The sequence below is a fragment of the Pseudomonas sp. G.S.17 genome, from assembly GCF_038096165.1.
In the GTDB taxonomy this organism is placed as follows: Bacteria; Pseudomonadota; Gammaproteobacteria; order Pseudomonadales; family Pseudomonadaceae; genus Aquipseudomonas.
The window spans coordinates 261698-280928 of record NZ_CP151076.1 but is presented as its reverse complement, the minus strand read 5'-3'; the positions used below and the strand labels follow the sequence as shown (position 1 = coordinate 280928).

Sequence of the window (19231 nt, the reverse complement as noted above, 5' to 3'; positions counted from 1 at the left end):
GCAGGCAGCTATCGCCATCGAGGTCGGCGGACGGCTTTTAGGTCAACTCCTGGGTCTCCGCTCGGCTTAACGTCATTTCTGCTGTGAGTACCCATCGATGGAACACTTGTTGCCCCAGAGCTGGCTGGAGCTTTTGCCCCTGCCGTGGCTCAGAACCGTTATCGTCGCGTGCTTCGCCGTACTGGTCGCCTTGTTGATTCGCTGGGTGGCGTTCACGGTATTGCGGCGCATTGCCAATTCATTCGTGTTGCCTCAACAACTGCTGCATCGCGCGGCAAACCCGACCGTGTGGCTGCTGCCGCTGCTGGCCTTGCAGACGGTATGGACGGCGGCACCCGACGATCTGCTGATGATCGCGACGGTGCGCCACGTCAACGGCTTGCTGGTCATCGCCGGTTTCACCTGGCTGGTGCTCAGTTGCGTCAATGCCGTGGGCGAAGCGGTGGCGATTCACAATCCGCTGGATATCGAGGACAACCTCCATGCCCGGCGGATTCAGACTCAGGTCCGCGTGTTGGTGCGCTGCGTGAACGCGCTGGTGCTACTGTTCGGCACCGGGCTGATTCTCATGAGTTTCCCGGCGGTGGCGCAGATCGGCACCAGTTTGCTGGCCTCGGCCGGTCTGGCTGGGCTGGCGGCGGGTTTCGCCGCAAAACCGGTGCTGGGCAATTTGATTGCCGGCCTGCAAATCGCCATTTCCCAGCCCATCCGCCTGGACGATGTGGTGATCGTCGAGGGCGAATGGGGGCGTGTCGAGGAAATCAGCGGCACCTATGTGGTGATCAAGATCTGGGACGAACGCCGCATGGTGGTGCCGTTGCAGTACTTCATCGAGAAGCCTTTCCAGAACTGGACACGCGCCACCTCCAGCCTGATTGGCTCGGTGTTCGTCTGGGTGGATTATTCGCTGCCGGTGGAGGAGCTGCGCGCCGAGGTGCAGCGTATCTGTGAAGACATTCCGCATCTGTGGGATGGTCGGGTTTGCGTGCTGCAAGTCGCCGACACCAACGCCAAGGCGATGCAGCTGCGGGTGTTGTTGAGTTCTGCGGACTCTTCACGCAGCTGGGATGCCCGTTGCCATATGCGCGAACGCCTGATCGCGTTCATCGCCAAACAGTACCCGCAAAGCCTGCCGATGCTGCGTACCGAAATTTCCTCGCGCAATGTGCGTCCGGAAATCGAAGGTCACGAAACCCCAACGGAGGTGCCGCGCCAGCCGCCGGTTTAAACAATGGCCAGAATGCACATCCCCGAACTCGTTGGAGGCTTGCCCGCGAAGGCGGTGGTTTGAGTTCGGAAAAATGGGTGGATGTACCGGCCTCTTCGCGGGCAAGTCGGATCGCCGCCCGCTCGCTCCAACGGGATTCTCGCCAACGAGTTGGCTCCTACAAGGCGTGTCAGTGCTAGCACTTCGCTTCCTGTCAGAAGTGACAGTAGCGAGCGAGCGTCACTTGGGAGGATGCTACCCGGTGCAGCTTATTGGCATGGAGCGCCATCATGGACAATCTGAATTTCATCAATATCAGCACCGATAAAATCACTGCGTTATGGGATGTGGTGCTGCAATACGGGGTGGTGATCCTGCTCAAGATAGTGACCGCAATACTGCTCTGGATCGTGGGACGCTGGTTGATCGGGGTTATCGTCAACATGGTCCGGACGTCGCTGACCAGACAAAAATTCGATCCAACGGTGCTGCGCTACCTGGGTTCGTTCATCACCGTGGTGCTGAACATTTTCCTGGTGATTGCGATCCTCAGTTATTGCGGCATCGAGACCACCAGCCTCGCGGCATTGCTGGCAGCGGTGGGCCTGGCCATCGGTATGGCGTGGTCAGGGCTGCTGGCGAATCTGGCGGCAGGCGGGTTCATCATTGTGCTGCGCCCGTTCAAGGTCGGCGACCTGATCAGTGCGGCGGATGTGACAGGAACGGTCATGGAAATCGGCTTGTTCGTCACCTCGATCAACACGCTGGATAACGTGCTGACGATGGTGGGCAACAACAAGGTTTTTGCCGGCAATATCGTCAACTTTTCCAGCAACCCGTTCCGGCGCATGGAGTTGACGGCAACGCTGCCCGCCTCAGTGGACGAGCAGGCTGTGATCTCAACGCTCAAGCAACAGATCGGCAGCATTCCCGATGTGCTGGCCAACCCGGAAGTGGGCATCAATCTCTCGGCTATTTCCGCGGACACCTTGACCCTGTCGGTCAGGCCTTATTGCCATAACGACCATTACTGGCCGGTATATTACAAATCCGTGGAAGTGATCCGGGACTTGCAGCGCAACATTTCGAAATTCCAGCCAGCAGGCTGATGCGCGGCGAGGTCGGGGCTGATGCGGATCGCTCAGCCCTGACGTCGGGGTTTATTGACCGGACATCCCGCCAACCTTGCCCATGATCAACGCGACAAACTGCTGCGGGGTCATTTTGACGCCGTTGAAGTCCACGATGTCATTGGCGTAATGCAGGTCCGAGACCACGTTGTCGCCATCGACCTTGGCCAGTTGCAGCACCGCGGCCATACCGCCGACCATGTCGCTGGCAGCCTTGGCTTGCTCGGCAATTGCGGCGGCATCGGTCAGACCGGCAGCGCGCGCCTGCAGCGTGGCAAGGTCCTGGATCATGGGCTTGGACAGCACGACTTTGGCGTCCAGCTGGCCAATGCTTTTTGCAGCGACAGCGGACGAAGGCTGATCAAGTGAACCCGGATCTGCCAGATCGACAGCAACCCGCACATGGCTTTCGCCGTTGACGGTTTTGAGCGACAGCTTCTCAAGCTCGACATGCGGCTTGCCGGCCAGCAGCTTGGCCATTTCGGCATCCAGCAGCTGTTGATCAGCTGGCAGCAGCGCCAACTGCAGAGGTTCGCCCGCAGCGGCGGCGGCCTGTTGTTGCGGAAGGATTTTGGTCTGGTACAGCTGATACAGCGCTTGTGTCGCCACGACATCAAAGTTGCTGACTTTGAACGCCAACTGCGCGGCGCCCACGTCGTTGCCCTGATAGTTGATCATGCCAACGTTGTAATTGACCTGCGCCGCAAATTTGCCGTTGTCTTCCTGAGCCAGGTTGGTGTTGACCACATCCTTGAACAGCATGGGCGGCTGACCGGCAACCTGAGCCAGCGCGCTGTTGATTTTCAGATTGCTGTGGCCCAGATAGAAACCGGATTTGCCCTTGGTGCCGCCGCTGTCGAACGTCAGGCCCTGCATACCCAGGACGACCTGGCCGTCGGGACCGGTAACGTCCAGTTTCAGGTTGTCCATGTTGCCGGTGAGTTTGACCTTCTCGGCATCGGCGCTGGCGTCCACATCGACGGTCAGGCCGGAGAAGCTGAACGTGCCGTCCGTATCGTTCATTTCCAGCGGCGACAGGTTCAGCCTCCCGCTGACTGCGCGGTCGTAGCCAACACTGGCGTAACCCGTGACCGGCGCGACGCCTTTGCTCATGGCGAACCACTTTTCAGCGCTTGGGCTTTTCTCCATCTCGAAGTTGCTCTGCGCCATGACCGGTAGCAGTTTCAGCGACTTGATACGGGAGAACGGCAACGGGCCATGTTCGATGCGATCGACAAACAGGAACTCGGCACTGGTGCCGTCGGCGGACAGGTTCGGATCCTGAATGACAAAACGGTAATGCGCAGTGCTGCTGAATACATGGCGGTCAATCGAGAGCAGCTCGATGGTCATGCTGCTGTTGCTGCCCGTGAGCGAGTTCTTCAGCTCCTGGTTGGCATTCTGGATCGAGTCGCGCAGTACGCCTTCGAGTCGAGTGCCGGTGTACCAGGCGCCGCCGGTGGCCAGGGCTCCTGCGACGACGATGACGCCTACTGCGATGCCTGCTGATTTATTCATGTTCGACTCGAGGATTTCCGTTTCTGGATGTTGGAAGAAGTCTTCCCTGAACCAGGGCGGGTTTTGATGGCCTTAGACATGCCAACCAAAATCATGCCGCCTCGGTGAAAAGTTGCGAGAGATTATCATCGACGGCTTGGAACGGCCCAGCGATGTTGTCCTGTTGTGTGTACGAATGCTCCTTTTCGACAGGTGTTGGGCAGCTACATGGCTATTTGGTTGCAGCCATTCCAGATTCATACGCGGGTAGCAATAGTCTTCCTACAGGCGTTAGGCTGACGTCAGGCTTGAAAATACAGGATTCAATAACATGACTGAACTGCAAAGCGAGCGAGGCCCGATCAAGGCTGTAATTTTCGATATGGACGGCTTGTTGCTAGATACCGAAGGTATTTACACCGAGGTCACCCACCTGATTGCCAGCCGCTATGGCCGCACGTTCGACTGGGCCGTGAAACAGCACACCATCGGCCGTGGCGCGCGGGACTTTGCCGGGTTCGTGATTCAGGAGCTGGAGCTGCCACTGTCGGTGGACGAGTTTCTCGACACCCGCGCGCCGATGCTCGACGAGCGTTTTCCCAAGGCTGCGGCCATGCACGGTGCGGAAGCGTTGGTGCGTCATCTGGCGCAGAACAATATTCCCATCGCCGTGGGCACCAGTTCGTCGATCCATTACTTCAAGGCCAAAACCGAACTGCACCGCAGCTGGTTCGAGCTGTTCGAGATCGTCGTCACCGCCGATGACCCGGACGTGGGCGCAGCCAAACCCGCGCCGGATATCTTTCTGGTTGCCGCCCGTCGCCTGGGCATCGATCCAGCCGATTGCCTGGTGTTTGAAGACTCGCCCTTCGGCGTAACCGCAGCCAAAGCAGCCGGCATGTATGCCGTCGCGGTGCCAGATCCACATATGCCGGTCGAGCAGTATGAACATGCCGACCTGCTGCTGGGGTCGCTGGCTGACTTCCCGCTTGAGGTCTGGGGTTTACCGGGAATGAAGGCTTAACGCCCAGGCTTTCAGAGGACCGCCGTTACCGGAGAGAACGCCCTCCCGGCTAAAGCCGGTCCTACTGGTCGCACTCTCTGTAGGAGGGGACTTGTCCCCGAAGAGGCCGGTTCAGCCAAACGCAATCTGGCTGCCAGTTCTCCATTGCCCAGATGGACGCCTTCCCGGACAAGTCCGGTCCTACCCAGACTGTGTGAAAACTATTGCGCTCGACAATACTGCGTTAAAAACAGGCGAAAAATGCTCATTTAGAACACGCCTTCCCGGACAAGTCCGGTCCTGACAGAGCAGTAAAAGAGCGCATTTGCCGTGTGACGGCGCCATGTAACATTTGCTTGCATCTTCGTCGTCGTTTTTTCGCATCTCATCCGTCTTAGTGGTATGCCCAAAATTTATTGGGCCCGGCCTTGTCCGTTTTTTCGGACCGGTTGTCACTCTCAAGACAAGATTGCGCCCCATGTCCAAAAAGTCGCGTTCGCGTATCTGGTTTCTGGTTCACAGCTGGCTCGCCCTGCCCATCTGGTTCTTTGTGTTGATCGTGTGCGTAACCGGTACGCTGGCGGTGGTCAGCCAGGAGATCGTCTGGCTCGCGCAGCCTGAGGTGCGCGCGTCCAAACCTTCGGATGACGCCCCACTGCTGACCCTCGGCGAGGCGGTGATCGCCGTGAACAAGGCGCGCCCGGAACTGGTGATCAGAAACATCGTGCGCCCGGATGAATCACACTTCGCGCTGACCGCCAGCGTCAGCAATCCCGACGGCACGCTGACCACGCTGTACGTGAATCCCTATACGGGCGTCATTCAGGGTAAAGCGGCAACGTTCAACTTCCGCGGCTTCACCCGGGCGCTGCATGGCTGGTGGCTGGTGCCCTTTACCAATGGTTTCAGCTGGGGCTGGTATCTGGTGTCGTTCCTGGGCCTGCCGATGTTGCTGTCGCTGATTACCGGGCTGGTGGTCTACAAGCGTTTCTGGCGTGGTTTCCTGAAACCCAAGCTGCGTTTCAATCAAGGTGCACGGGTTTTCTGGGGGGATTTTCATCGGCTGTCGGGGATCTGGTCGATCTGGTTTATCGCCGTAATTTCCATCACCGGCACCTGGTTTCTGATTCAGGCGCTGCTGTTCGATAATCGCATTTCCATCTCTTCCGAAGGCGTACCGGTGTTTGTCGCCCGAGAAGAAGTGCCGATTTCGCCTTCCGGTGAACGCCCGCCGACCTTCAATCTTGATCAGGCGATCAACGTCGCTCAACGTGAAGTACCGGGGCTGGAAATCAGCTTCGCCGAACTGCCCGGCACCGCCTATGCGCCGCTGACCGTGGGTGGGCGCGGCTGGTATCCGCTGATGTTCCAGACCGCCGAGATCAATCCTTATAACGGCGCGATCATTGGCCAGCGCCTGCTTGCAGACAATTCGAAGCTGGAATTCGTGACCGAATCCATGCGGCCACTGCACACCGGGGATTTCGGCGGGATCTGGATCAAGATGATCTGGTTCGTGTTCGGTCTGCTGTTGAGCATGATGGTCCTCAGCGGTCTGCTGATCTGGAGCAAACGTACGGCGCTGGCTACCGTCGCATTGCTCAAGCGCCCGGAGCGTGACGCGCAACGCCTGAAAGCGGTGAACGCCCTCAGAAAGGAACTCAACTCATGAGCCGGACCGCGACCGCCAACAGGAAAAAACCTGCCCCGCCCACCACTCGACTCGCACGTTGGTGGCTCAAGTGGCGCTTTCATCTGAATATCCTGCTGCTGTTGATTCCGTTGGGCTTCATGCCGGCGTACTTCAAGAATGCTGCGTTTTTTCGCGGCGATGCCGGGCTTGGCGAACGGATGATCGGCGACATTCAGGTCGGCCCGTGGAGTCTGACGCTCGCTGAAGTGCATGACGAAGGCCCCGAGTCGGACGGCCCGGCGGGTTTCGTCAAGGAATTCAACGCGGCGCTCTGCCAGGCGTGTATCAGTCAGGTAAAGGCGGGCTACATGCGCGTTGGCAAACCCCGCAGCCTGCGCGCTGCCGGCGCAATTTTTGAAGGCAGTCCGTACCGGCTGGGCGCAGAAGTGCCGGTGCCGACGACGACTCAGGCCGATGATCAGTTGTGGATAACCCTGGAGGGTTGGGACGGTTCGGTGCATCAGAAAGCAATCCCGCTGAGCGAAGCCTCGCCGAAGACGATCGAGTGGCTGGCCAAGAATGGAGACAAACCATGATCCGCTTGAACGCGTTGAGTCTGCTCGCGCTCGCCAGCCTGATCGGCGTGGGCAACACCGCCTACGCCCACGGCCTGGTGTGCAGCTGCGAAGAACTGCCCGACCAGCAAGTGCGCTGTGTTGGCGGTTTTTCCAGTGGTGACGGCGTGCCCAACGTGACCGTGGATGTCATCGATTACAACGAACGCATCCTGATCCCCGGCAAATTCGGCCCCGACTCCACGGTTACCTTCAAACGTCCGAAAGGTGAGTTCTACGTGCTGATGGATGTGGGCGCAGGGCATGTTCTGGAAGTCGATCATTTGCAGATCAAGCCGGCGCTTTGAAACAGTTCGGCATCAAACGCGATTCGTTGGAGCGAGGCTTGCCCGCGAAAAACGATAACGCGGTGGATCTGGACCACAGAGGGGTTTGATTCGCGGGCAAGCCTCGCTCCAACATGTTATTACAACGCCTTCAAATCAACCCCCAGCGCCGTCGCGAACGCCTTGACCAACGGGCTGCGCGGGGCGTTGTGGCGCAGGATCATGTTGAGGTTGGTGCGAATGTTGATCAGGTCGGGACGCAACGCACGCAACACGCCGTCACGGACCAGGTGCGCAGCGAAATGCTCGGGCAGAAAGCCGATGAAGCGTCCGGTCATGACCAGCATCGCCACCGCTTCGACTTGGGAAGCCGTGGCGGATTGACCGTCGAGGGTCACGAAGTTGGCCTTGTCTCCATGCAGCGCGTAACGATGGTTGACCACTTCACAGCCGCGCAGCACATCGACATCGATCTCGTGCTCATCGACATCGAACAGCGGATGGCCCATTGCGCAGTAGGCGTTTGAAGTTTCCTGATACAGATCGAAGTAATCGAATTCCTCGCGACGCTGATAAACCGGGACAACCCCGACGATCAGGCGCCCTTCGACGATCCCGCGCTCAATGTCATCCAGCGGCGAGGCATGCAGGCGCAATCTGACCTTGGGCGCTTCGTCATGCAGCACGCGCAACGCCGCAATCAGCGGCGAGTTGGGGTCCTGGAAAGTGTTGTCGATCACCCCGATGTTCAGGTCGCCGGTCAGCTCGTTCTGCGCAGAGCTGAGGCGGTCACGAAAACTGTCCACCGAGGCGAACAAATCGATGGAAGCCTGATAGACCAGCTTGCCTTCTTCGGTCAGGCAAAAGCCTTCCCGGCCACGGGTGCACAGGCGCATGCCGAGGCGAATCTCAAGATCGGAAATCTGTTTGCTGATGGCGGCGAGGCCAACGTTGAGCTCATTTTGCGCAGCGCTGAAACCGCCGGCTTCGACCACTGCCTTGAACACCCGTAAAAGTTTGAAATCCAGACCGCTGAGCGACAAAGGAGGGCGGTTTCCGGGCTTGGGGGGCAAGTTTCCAGAACCGGAAAGTGGAGTGTCCATAAAGCTGATTGACCTCAGTTGCCTTTTTCCACAGGCTGCGAGCCATGATACGAACATAGCCAACGGTGATTGGCAACTTCACCTCAAGGACATCAACTTCGCGTGGCCACTTACTCTCTCGTTATCCGGCGCCTGATGATCTGCTCGCTGACCATTGTCGTCAGCCGGGCGATTACCAGTCCGTTGCTGACATTGTTTCTGAGCACGCGATTGGGGCTGGATCAACAGGATGTCGGCTTGCTCATGGGCATTGCCGTGTTCCTGGCAACCTTGCTTGGACTGTATGGCGGTTACATCATTGATCGTCTGGAAAAACGCAAACTGCTGATCGTGGCAATGCTTTCTGGCGCGATAGGTTTCACGTTGCTGACCTTCGCCCACGACGTGTACCTGACCACACTGACGCTGGTGATCACCGAAACGGCATCGGCGTTGTTCCTGATCGGTTCCAAAGCCATCATCAGCGAGAACCTGCCGATTGGCCTGCGCGCCAAAGCCTTCTCCCTGCGCTACACGCTCACCAATATCGGCTACGCCACCGGCCCGATGCTGGGCGTGATCATCGCTGGCTATTGGCCGCTGGCGCCGTTTTTTATCGCCAGCGCCATCGCCTTCGGCAGTCTGTTTTTGATGATCGGCATCCCGCCGACCCAGCGCAGCAACGAGGTCAAGCCGCAAAGTTTTCTCAGCACGCTGCGCACCTTGAAAAACGACCGAACGCTGATCCTGTTCACCAGCGGCAGCCTGCTGAGCACCATCGTGCATGGGCGCTTCACGCTGTATCTCTCGCAATTTCTGCTGGTGACCCAGACATCGACATCCGATGCCTTGACGATTCTTTCTGCCATGCTGGCCTGCAACGCGGTGACGGTGATTTTGCTGCAGTATCAGATCGGACGCTTTCTCAAGCGCGAGCAATTGCCTTACTGGATCGTGGCGGGCACGGCGTTGTTCGTGGTCGGCCTGTTGGCGTTCAGTTTTTCCCACAGCATGCTGGCGTGGTGCATCGCAATGTTCGTTTTCACCTTGGGTGAAATGATCATCTATCCCGCCGAGTATCTGTTCGTCGACACCATTGCACCCGAGAACCTGCGCGGCAGTTACTACGGCGCGCAGAATCTTGCGGCGTTTGGTGGCGCATTAAGCCCGGTGATTTGTGGCTATTTGCTGATCCATACGCCAGCGCCGACCATGTTCTATGTGCTCGCCGGGCTGACCGCAATGGGCGGGATGCTGTGCTTCTGGAGCGGACGCAGCGTGGCGCTGATGGCCAATGTTCACGACCTGGCGGATGAAACTTCCAGCTGATTCACTGCCACGGCGCAGGCTCTCCGAAGAGCTGACCCTGCGCCGCCTGAATACCCATCTCACGAATGACGCGCAACTCGCCCTCGGTCTCGATACGCTCGGCAATCAGCGGCAGATCGATGCTGTGGGCCGCGCGCTGCATCGCTTCGATAAACAGGCGTTTTGGCACTTCTACATCAATGTTGCGGATATAGCTGCCGTCGATTTTCAGGTAAGCCAAGCCCAGGCTTGAGAGGTCGCCAATCATGCTGAAGCGGCCGCCGAAATGCTGCACCGCCAAGGCAAAACCCAGCTCATGCAGGCGCGCGGTCAGGACTTGCAACCCGGCTTGCTCAGACATGCGTCGGGCATCGATTTCAAGGGTCAGCCGCGCGGCAACTGAAGCGTGTCGACGCAGCAGCTCGAAGGCTTGCTCACGGGTGGTCGGGTCTTCCAGCGTGGTGCCCGACACGCTCAATGCCAGTGATTTGCGATGTAGAGTCAGCTGTTCGAAAACAGACTCAAGCATCAACAGGTCCAGCCTGGATGACCAGCCGAAGCGTTCGATCCAGGGCAGGAATCGACCGGCCGGGAGCAACTGCCCGTGTGGGTCACGCAACCGCGCGAGCACTTTGTGATGCAGCACCTGCGTGGGATCACGGGTGTCCACCACCGGCTGGAAAAACAGCTGAAAACTTCGCTGACTCAGCGCCTGATCCAACAAGCGGTACCAGGCGTGATGGTCGTCTTCAGGGTTGGATACCGCGCTGCGCGGCGCCATACTCCAACCCGGATCGTGTTGGTTTTCCGCCTCGACCAATGCCTGGTCTGCCAGCCCGATCACGGTTAAGGGGCTTTCGCCCGGACTGAATGTCGCCAGGCCAATCGACGCAATAGGCGTGACATCAGAAGCGCCGGTTTCCTGCAGGCTGACGAGGCCGCTTCGCAGCTTTTGAACCAGCAGCAACGCATCTTCGCGGCCCATGCCCGGCCCCAGCACGGCAAATTCACCACCGCGATTGCGCGCGAGCAAGTGACGCGTTTGAAGGTGGGCAGCGCAATGGCGCGCGAGCAGATCGCTGATTGCCAAGAGCAGCGAATCGGTGCGATTGCCACCCAGGCGCTCGTTAAGCCCGGCCATGTCATTGACCCGCAACAGCAGCAGATAACCAGGGCTGGCATCCTCTCGACTGGTCAGATACTCCGCGAGCTGCATATCGAAATAACGCCGGTTACCCAGCCCGGTCAGACTGTCCTGCCAGCACTCGGCACGTAGCTGCTCGGTTCGCTGGGTGTTCTCGACAAACAGCGCTTGCAGCTTGTCGACCATCTGGTTCATCGCCTGAACCACCCGCCGCAATTCCGGGGTGCCGGGCAGCGCTGAGAGACTCAGGAACTCACGACGGGCGATGGCATTGGCTTGCGCAACCAGGTAGTCCAGCGGTCTAAGCTGGCGTTTGATCAACAGGCCACCCAACACTGCGCTGAGCAGGCCGCAAATCAATAACCAACCCAGGCTGCCCAACGCGCTTTGCCAGAGTTTCTGCACGGCGAACAGCGGATGGCTGACCACCTCGACCCGTGCCGCCTGCTGCCAGCCGCGACTGATAATCGCACTCCCGCCGGCAGGTTCCAGCGCGATCAATTTGATGAACCATGCGGGCACGTCGTTGGTATTGGGTTGAGCCTGGCGCTGTACCAGCGATTGCCCACTGGCCACGTCCACGACCTTGATACTTGTGTAATACCCACTGTCGAAAATCGCTGAAGCCATCAGTTCGACCATCGCCGGATCATCAATCACCGGCGTCAACGAAAGCGCCAGTGCCGTCGCCGCATCCTGGGCATGGGAGCGCAACTGGGCGACGTATTGGCTACGTGAGCTTTCCAGGCTGATCAAAAATCCGCCGCTGAAGGCAACGACCAAAAACAGGCATATGGCGATCAATAGCTGTTTGAACAATGACATCGGCGCTCCTTGCTGCGGGCAGACTATCGTTCAGGTTCTGGCGGAAAGCCTTCGGCTCGCATTTTTTGCAATACATCCTGCCAACGGGACAGACGTTTGCTATCGCCCATTCTCGTATTGCCGGAATCACCCGGGAGCCATAAACCTTCGCCGTTAAATGCATACACCGGCAGCAAATCCGGGCGCTGGCTCGCGGGCGCAATCACATCGACCAAACTGTCCAGAACCAGGGGTTCGCTGGCTGGCGTGGCGTAGTAGGTCAACACCATATGAGCACGATTCAGGCCTAACGCCTTTACGTAGGTAATCAGCAATTTTTCGCTGGGGACGCCCAGGCGCCGCAGGCTGAAGTATTTGGCAATTGCATAGTCCTCACAGTCCCCTGCGCCCTTGATCAGCGATTCCACCGGCGTCGCCCAGTAATCCGGCTGATGCCACAACTCGCTATCTTCTCGATAATGCAGTTGGCGATTGAAGAACCGATTGACCAGGTTCAACTGTTCCAGCTCGCTGGACTGCCTGCGTGTGGCCAGCAGATTCTGCCAGGCGTCGATGCGCTCCCGCCCTTCTCCCAGCGGCCCATACAAGGCTTCGGCGCGATGGCTGATGACGGCAAAATCCCAGTCAGCATGAACCGCGCCGATGAAGCTGAGGGCAACCAGCACGAGCGCGATACAAGGCCCGCGGCCAAGTTGATCAAACGCCAATCGTGCCGCCATGCAGTGATTCCGTGTGGCTGGCCATTAGCGCTTGATGGTGCAGTTTCGCTCGGAGAAAGACAATGGCGCGGTGAGATCATCTTCTCAACAGTCTGGCGGCAGTCCGAAGAATCAACCACGTTGCAAGCCCGCCATGAAACGACTAATACTTTGGCAACGTTTGACAATGTGTTGAGCTGTTCTAGTGTCAATTGGCTCCAATCCCCGTAGGTCTCTCAGAGAAGTAAAGGGTGATGCGCAATCTCGATAGACAAAGCTTCCTGCGCGGACTTTTGGGCGATGAACAGCCTCCTGCGCATCTGGCCAGGGCCGTTATCGAAGAAAGGCTTCGCAACGCGATCCTTGATGGACGCTTGCCCGCCGGTATCGCGCTGCGTCAGCAGGAGCTGGCAACCTTGTTTGGCGTCAGCCGCATGCCGGTGCGCGAAGCACTGCGGCAACTCGAAGCTCAGTCGTTGTTGCGTGTCGAGACGCACAAAGGGGCCGTAGTCGCATCGCTGATCAATGAAGATGCAATGGACGCCTACGCGTTACGCATTCTGTTGGAATCCGAAGCGCTGCGTCAGTCGATCCCTTTGCTGGACGAAGACGATCTCGCCCTGGCGCGCCGTTGCGTCGAGCAACTGGAGGTCGAAACCGATTACAGCGAGATGGGCAGGCTCAATCGAATCTTCCACATGGCTTTGTATGCCAAGGCACACAACAAAAGGCTGATGATTCTAGTGGAACAGGGCCTGAGTGAGGAGGAGCGATTCCTGCGTTTCAATCTTTCAGCGATGGGTTTTCACAAACTGCCTCAGAAAGACCACTGGGATCTGTTTGAACTGGCCAAAGACAATATGGTGGAGCAAACCGTCCAAGCGCTTGGCCATCACCTCAACCGCGCTATGGAAGCCATCACCCGGTATCTCGGTAGTCGGCCGAGTGCCGAACCGGCAAGATCGTCCGAACAAAAAAAGGATGATGGCTGACGGGGACGACTTGCGCGTGGCTGGTATCGTGCCACCTTTGTTAGCCCGCAGAAAAACAAAACCCCCGAACGCGTAAGCGATCGGGGGTTCTGGAATTCAATCTTGACGATGACCTACTCTCACATGGGGAAACCCCACACTACCATCGGCGATGCATCGTTTCACTGCTGAGTTCGGGATGGGATCAGGTGGTTCCAATGCTCTATGGTCGTCAAGAAATTCTATGGCCAATCCGTTACCAGGTAACGTGTCAGCGAAAAATGTGTGACCTTTACTTAAACAAAACCCCTGAACGCATAAGCGATCAGGGGTTCTGGAATTCAATCTTGACGATGACCTACTCTCACATGGGGAAACCCCACACTACCATCGGCGATGCATCGTTTCACTGCTGAGTTCGGGATGGGATCAGGTGGTTCCAATGCTCTATGGTCGTCAAGAAATTCGGGTACCGACGCGTCTTTCGACGTTTCGGCAAATCGGGTATGTGATAGTCAGGTGTCATTTGTGTGCGTCCGAACTTTCGGTTCGTGTCGTCTTCACAGTCACCGCAATCTGTCTCTTTCGAGTCGCAAATTGCTTGGGTGTTATATGGTCAAGCCTCACGGGCAATTAGTACAGGTTAGCTCAACGCCTCACAGCGCTTACACACCCTGCCTATCAACGTCGTAGTCTTCGACGGCCCTTCAGGGGACTCAAGGTCCCAGTGAGATCTCATCTTGAGGCTAGTTTCCCGCTTAGATGCTTTCAGCGGTTATCTATTCCGAACATAGCTACCCGGCAATGCCACTGGCGTGACAACCGGAACACCAGAGGTTCGTCCACTCCGGTCCTCTCGTACTAGGAGCAGCCCCTCTCAAATCTCAAACGTCCACGGCAGATAGGGACCGAACTGTCTCACGACGTTCTAAACCCAGCTCGCGTACCACTTTAAATGGCGAACAGCCATACCCTTGGGACCGGCTTCAGCCCCAGGATGTGATGAGCCGACATCGAGGTGCCAAACACCGCCGTCGATATGAACTCTTGGGCGGTATCAGCCTGTTATCCCCGGAGTACCTTTTATCCGTTGAGCGATGGCCCTTCCATACAGAACCACCGGATCACTAAGACCTACTTTCGTACCTGCTCGACGTGTCTGTCTCGCAGTCAAGCGCGCTTTTGCCTTTATACTCTACGACCGATTTCCGACCGGTCTGAGCGCACCTTCGTACTCCTCCGTTACTCTTTAGGAGGAGACCGCCCCAGTCAAACTACCCACCATACACTGTCCTCGATCCGGATAACGGACCTGAGTTAGAACCTCAAAGTTGCCAGGGTGGTATTTCAAGGTTGGCTCCACGCAGACTGGCGTCCACGCTTCAAAGCCTCCCACCTATCCTACACAAGCAAATTCAAAGTCCAGTGCAAAGCTATAGTAAAGGTTCACGGGGTCTTTCCGTCTAGCCGCGGATACACTGCATCTTCACAGCGATTTCAATTTCACTGAGTCTCGGGTGGAGACAGCGCCGCCATCGTTACGCCATTCGTGCAGGTCGGAACTTACCCGACAAGGAATTTCGCTACCTTAGGACCGTTATAGTTACGGCCGCCGTTTACCGGGGCTTCGATCAAGAGCTTCGCGTTAGCTAACCCCATCAATTAACCTTCCGGCACCGGGCAGGCGTCACACCCTATACGTCCACTTTCGTGTTTGCAGAGTGCTGTGTTTTTAATAAACAGTCGCAGCGGCCTGGTATCTTCGACCAGCAGGGGCTTACGCAGTAAATGCTTCACCTCCACCGGCGCACCTTCTCCCGAAGTTACGGTGCCATTTTGCCTAGTTCCTTCACCCGAGTTCTCTCAAGCGCCTTGGTATTCTCTACCCAACCACCTGTGTCGGTTTGGGGTACGGTTCCTGGTTACCTGAAGCTTAGAAGCTTTTCTTGGAAGCATGGCATCAACCACTTCGCGCACTAAAAGTGCACTCGTCATCAGCTCTCGGCCTTAGAATCCCGGATTTACCTAAGATTCCAGCCTACCACCTTAAACTTGGACAACCAACGCCAAGCTGGCCTAGCCTTCTCCGTCCCTCCATCGCAGTAACCAGAAGTACAGGAATATTAACCTGTTTTCCATCGACTACGCTTTTCAGCCTCGCCTTAGGGACCGACTAACCCTGCGTCGATTAACGTTGCGCAGGAAACCTTGGTCTTTCGGCGTGGGTGTTTTTCACACCCATTATCGTTACTCATGTCAGCATTCGCACTTCTGATACCTCCAGCAAGCTTCTCAACTCACCTTCACAGGCTTACAGAACGCTCCTCTACCGCATCACCCGAGGGTGATACCCGTAGCTTCGGTGTATGGTTTGAGCCCCGTTACATCTTCCGCGCAGGCCGACTCGACTAGTGAGCTATTACGCTTTCTTTAAAGGGTGGCTGCTTCTAAGCCAACCTCCTAGCTGTCTAAGCCTTCCCACATCGTTTCCCACTTAACCATAACTTTGGGACCTTAGCTGACGGTCTGGGTTGTTTCCCTTTTCACGACGGACGTTAGCACCCGCCGTGTGTCTCCCATGCTCGGCACTTGTAGGTATTCGGAGTTTGCATCGGTTTGGTAAGTCGGGATGACCCCCTAGCCGAAACAGTGCTCTACCCCCTACAGTGATACATGAGGCGCTACCTAAATAGCTTTCGAGGAGAACCAGCTATCTCCGAGCTTGATTAGCCTTTCACTCCGATCCACAGGTCATCCGCTAACTTTTCAACGGTAGTCGGTTCGGTCCTCCAGTTAGTGTTACCCAACCTTCAACCTGCCCATGGATAGATCGCCCGGTTTCGGGTCTATTCCCAGCGACTAGACGCCCTATTAAGACTCGCTTTCGCTACGCCTCCCCTATTCGGTTAAGCTCGCCACTGAAAATAAGTCGCTGACCCATTATACAAAAGGTACGCAGTCACCCAACAAAGTGGGCTCCCACTGCTTGTACGCATACGGTTTCAGGATCTATTTCACTCCCCTCTCCGGGGTTCTTTTCGCCTTTCCCTCACGGTACTAGTTCACTATCGGTCAGTCAGTAGTATTTAGCCTTGGAGGATGGTCCCCCCATGTTCAGACAAGGTTTCTCGTGCCCCGTCCTACTCGATTTCATTACCAAGAGATTTTCGCGTACAGGGCTATCACCCACTATGGCCGCACTTTCCAGAGCGTTCCGCTAATCTCAAGATAACTTAAGGGCTGGTCCCCGTTCGCTCGCCACTACTAAGGGAATCTCGGTTGATTTCTTTTCCTCAGGGTACTTAGATGTTTCAGTTCCCCTGGTTCGCTCCATACACCTATGTATTCAGTGTAAGGTAACCATCTTATGATGGCTGGGTTCCCCCATTCAGACATCTCCGGATCACAGTCTGTTTGCCGACTCCCCGAAGCTTTTCGCAGGCTACCACGTCTTTCATCGCCTCTGACTGCCAAGGCATCCACCGTATGCGCTTCTTCACTTGACCATATAACCCCAAGCAATCTGGTTATACTGTGAAGACGACATTCGCCGAAAATTCGTACGCTTGCTCACTTAAGAGCAACTCACACATTTTACCTTAGCCTGATACCCACCAGTGAAAGTGGCTACCAGTCTATATTTCTATCACATACCCAAATTTTTAAAGAACGATCTAATCAAAGACTAGAAATCAACATTCACCATCACACGATGGAATGCTCATTTCTAAGCTTTACAGGCAACAGAAGCAGTAAGTGGTGGAGCCAAACGGGATCGAACCGTTGACCTCCTGCGTGCAAGGCAGGCGCTCTCCCAGCTGAGCTATGGCCCCGTATTTCTACAGGCGTTTCCCACACAAAATTGGTGGGTCTGGGCAGATTCGAACTGCCGACCTCACCCTTATCAGGGGTGCGCTCTAACCAACTGAGCTACAGACCCAATTTCGAGCTTGTAGCCGCTAGCCTGAGCTATCAGCGTGGAGCTTAAAGCTGCTTCTAATCGTCTTCTTCAATGAATCAAGCAATTCGTGTGGGAACTTACGCTACAGCTAAGGTCTTCGATTAAGGAGGTGATCCAGCCGCAGGTTCCCCTACGGCTACCTTGTTACGACTTCACCCCAGTCATGAATCACACCGTGGTAACCGTCCCCCCGAAGGTTAGACTAGCTACTTCTGGTGCAACCCACTCCCATGGTGTGACGGGCGGTGTGTACAAGGCCCGGGAACGTATTCACCGCGACATTCTGATTCGCGATTACTAGCGATTCCGACTTCACGCAGTCGAGTTGCAGACTGCGATCCGGACTACGATCGGTTTTCTGGGATTAGCTCCACCTCGCGGCTTGGCAACCCTCTGTACCGACCATTGTAGCACGTGTGTAGCCCAGGCCGTAAGGGCCATGATGACTTGACGTCATCCCCACCTTCCTCCGGTTTGTCACCGGCAGTCTCCTTAGAGTGCCCACCATTACGTGCTGGTAACTAAGGACAAGGGTTGCGCTCGTTACGGGACTTAACCCAACATCTCACGACACGAGCTGACGACAGCCATGCAGCACCTGTCTCAATGCTCCCGAAGGCACTCCGCCATCTCTGGCAGATTCATTGGATGTCAAGGCCTGGTAAGGTTCTTCGCGTTGCTTCGAATTAAACCACATGCTCCACCGCTTGTGCGGGCCCCCGTCAATTCATTTGAGTTTTAACCTTGCGGCCGTACTCCCCAGGCGGTCAACTTAATGCGTTAGCTGCGCCACTAAGAGCTCAAGGCTCCCAACGGCTAGTTGACATCGTTTACGGCGTGGACTACCAGGGTATCTAATCCTGTTTGCTCCCCACGCTTTCGCACCTCAGTGTCAGTATCAGTCCAGGTGGTCGCCTTCGCCACTGGTGTTCCTTCCTATATCTACGCATTTCACCGCTACACAGGAAATTCCACCACCCTCTACCATACTCTAGCTTGCCAGTTTTGCATGCAGTTCCCAGGTTGAGCCCGGGGATTTCACATTCAACTTAACAAACCACCTACGCGCGCTTTACGCCCAGTAATTCCGATTAACGCTTGCACCCTCTGTATTACCGCGGCTGCTGGCACAGAGTTAGCCGGTGCTTATTCTGTCGGTAACGTCAAAACCGATACGTATTAGGTAACGGCCCTTCCTCCCAACTTAAAGTGCTTTACAATCCGAAGACCTTCTTCACACACGCGGCATGGCTGGATCAGGCTTTCGCCCATTGTCCAATATTCCCCACTGCTGCCTCCCGTAGGAGTCTGGACCGTGTCTCAGTTCCAGTGTGACTGATCATCCTCTCAGACCAGTTACGGATCGTCGCCTTGGTGAGCCATTACCCCACCAACTAGCTAATCCGACCTAGGCTCATCTGATAGCGCAAGGCCCGAAGGTCCCCTGCTTTCTCCCGTAGGACGTATGCGGTATTAGCGTCCGTTTCCGAGCGTTATCCCCCACTACCAGGCAGATTCCTAGGCATTACTCACCCGTCCGCCGCTCGCCACCAGGTACAAGTACCCGTGCTGCCGCTCGACTTGCATGTGTTAGGCCTGCCGCCAGCGTTCAATCTGAGCCATGATCAAACTCTTCAGTTCAAACATCTTTGGGTTTTGAGAAAACCCTAAACTTGGCTCAGCAATCGTTGGTTATTTCTTTGATTTCTCGCGGAGTAACTTACGATGCTGATAATCAGTTGACTTCAGTCTGACAGCGCAAGCACCCACACGAATTGCTTGATTCAATTGTTAAAGAGCGGTGGGTTGATTCTTTCGTCTCAACCGAGGCGCGCATTCTACAGCAGCGCCAGTTACTGTCAAGCGGTTAT

At 56.4% G+C, this 19231-nt stretch carries 12 protein-coding genes, 2 tRNA genes and 4 rRNA genes; 8 read left to right on the top strand and 10 right to left on the bottom strand.

Going from position 1 to position 19231, the window contains the following annotated elements; translation table 11 throughout:
• Positions 1 to 109 precede the first annotated feature (109 nt).
• Together AABC73_RS01260 and AABC73_RS01255 are read left to right on the top strand one after the other, a co-directional pair.
• Positions 110 to 1228 carry a mechanosensitive ion channel family protein gene (locus AABC73_RS01260; protein ID WP_341522118.1) on the top strand — a complete coding sequence of 373 codons (1119 nt, stop codon included), beginning with the start codon at positions 110 to 112 and terminating at the stop codon, positions 1226 to 1228.
• Between the two features lie 269 nt (positions 1229 to 1497).
• A complete protein-coding gene (locus AABC73_RS01255) occupies positions 1498 to 2316 on the top strand; it encodes a mechanosensitive ion channel family protein (RefSeq protein WP_341522117.1) in 819 nt (272 codons plus the stop codon).
• A 51-nt stretch (positions 2317 to 2367) separates the two neighbouring features.
• Here AABC73_RS01255 and AABC73_RS01250 read toward each other — a convergent pair whose 3' ends face one another.
• Positions 2368 to 3855, bottom strand: a complete 1488-nt coding sequence (locus AABC73_RS01250; RefSeq protein WP_341522116.1) for a YdgA family protein — start codon at positions 3853 to 3855, stop codon at positions 2368 to 2370.
• A gap of 310 nt (positions 3856 to 4165) precedes the next feature.
• Here AABC73_RS01250 and AABC73_RS01245 point away from each other — a divergent pair, with 310 nt between their 5' ends.
• The 4 genes from AABC73_RS01245 (at position 4166) to AABC73_RS01230 (ending at position 7392) form a co-directional block, all read left to right on the top strand.
• Positions 4166 to 4858 carry an HAD-IA family hydrolase gene (locus AABC73_RS01245; RefSeq protein ID WP_341522115.1) on the top strand — a complete coding sequence of 231 codons (693 nt, stop codon included), beginning with the start codon at positions 4166 to 4168 and terminating at the stop codon, positions 4856 to 4858.
• 457 nt (positions 4859 to 5315) lie between these two features.
• Positions 5316 to 6509 (top strand): PepSY domain-containing protein, encoded by a 1194-nt coding sequence (locus tag AABC73_RS01240; RefSeq protein WP_341522114.1) that lies wholly within the window; start codon positions 5316 to 5318, stop codon positions 6507 to 6509.
• Positions 6506 to 7066 carry a thiamine pyrophosphate-binding protein gene (locus AABC73_RS01235; RefSeq protein WP_341522113.1) on the top strand — a complete coding sequence of 187 codons (561 nt, stop codon included), beginning with the start codon at positions 6506 to 6508 and terminating at the stop codon, positions 7064 to 7066. Before AABC73_RS01240 ends, AABC73_RS01235 begins: the two co-directional genes overlap by 4 nt.
• Entirely contained in the window at positions 7063 to 7392 is a 330-nt protein-coding gene (locus AABC73_RS01230) for a hypothetical protein (RefSeq protein WP_341522112.1), read from the top strand. The genes AABC73_RS01235 and AABC73_RS01230 overlap by 4 nt, the downstream gene beginning before the upstream one ends.
• A gap of 119 nt (positions 7393 to 7511) precedes the next feature.
• On the opposite strand, the gene AABC73_RS01225 is transcribed toward AABC73_RS01230, so the two are convergent.
• Positions 7512 to 8474, bottom strand: a complete 963-nt coding sequence (locus tag AABC73_RS01225) for a LysR family transcriptional regulator (protein WP_341522111.1) — start codon at positions 8472 to 8474, stop codon at positions 7512 to 7514.
• A 102-nt stretch (positions 8475 to 8576) separates the two neighbouring features.
• On the opposite strand from AABC73_RS01225, the gene AABC73_RS01220 reads away from it, so the two are divergent.
• Complete coding sequence (locus AABC73_RS01220) at positions 8577 to 9782, top strand: MFS transporter (protein ID WP_341522110.1); 1206 nt, start codon at positions 8577 to 8579, stop codon at positions 9780 to 9782.
• A 1-nt stretch (position 9783) separates the two neighbouring features.
• Here the strand turns inward: AABC73_RS01220 and lapD are convergent, their stop codons facing one another.
• Complete coding sequence (gene lapD, locus AABC73_RS01215) at positions 9784 to 11730, bottom strand: cyclic di-GMP receptor LapD (protein WP_341522109.1); 1947 nt, start codon at positions 11728 to 11730, stop codon at positions 9784 to 9786.
• Between the two features lie 23 nt (positions 11731 to 11753).
• Positions 11754 to 12449, bottom strand: coding sequence for a cysteine protease LapG (lapG, locus tag AABC73_RS01210; RefSeq protein ID WP_341522108.1), 696 nt, complete (start codon positions 12447 to 12449; stop codon positions 11754 to 11756).
• 233 nt (positions 12450 to 12682) lie between these two features.
• Between lapG and AABC73_RS01205 the strand changes: the two genes are divergently transcribed.
• Entirely contained in the window at positions 12683 to 13420 is a 738-nt protein-coding gene (locus AABC73_RS01205) for a GntR family transcriptional regulator (RefSeq protein WP_341522107.1), read from the top strand.
• Between the two features lie 100 nt (positions 13421 to 13520).
• Here AABC73_RS01205 and rrf (AABC73_RS01200) read toward each other — a convergent pair.
• The 6 genes from rrf (AABC73_RS01200) to AABC73_RS01175 all read right to left on the bottom strand — a co-directional run bounded on the left by rrf (AABC73_RS01200) (position 13521) and on the right by AABC73_RS01175 (position 19001).
• Positions 13521 to 13636 (bottom strand): 5S ribosomal RNA (gene rrf, locus AABC73_RS01200).
• Positions 13637 to 13744: 108 nt separating this feature from the next.
• Positions 13745 to 13860 (bottom strand): 5S ribosomal RNA (gene rrf / locus AABC73_RS01195).
• Between the two features lie 151 nt (positions 13861 to 14011).
• Positions 14012 to 16905: ribosomal RNA gene (locus AABC73_RS01190) — 23S ribosomal RNA — on the bottom strand.
• A gap of 251 nt (positions 16906 to 17156) precedes the next feature.
• Positions 17157 to 17232 (bottom strand) — tRNA-Ala (locus AABC73_RS01185).
• Between the two features lie 30 nt (positions 17233 to 17262).
• A tRNA-Ile gene (locus tag AABC73_RS01180) sits at positions 17263 to 17339 on the bottom strand.
• Between the two features lie 123 nt (positions 17340 to 17462).
• Positions 17463 to 19001, bottom strand: a 16S ribosomal RNA gene (locus AABC73_RS01175).
• Together the 16S, 23S and 5S rRNA genes with 2 tRNA genes alongside form the textbook arrangement of a ribosomal RNA operon.
• Between the last annotated feature and the right edge of the window lie 230 nt (positions 19002 to 19231).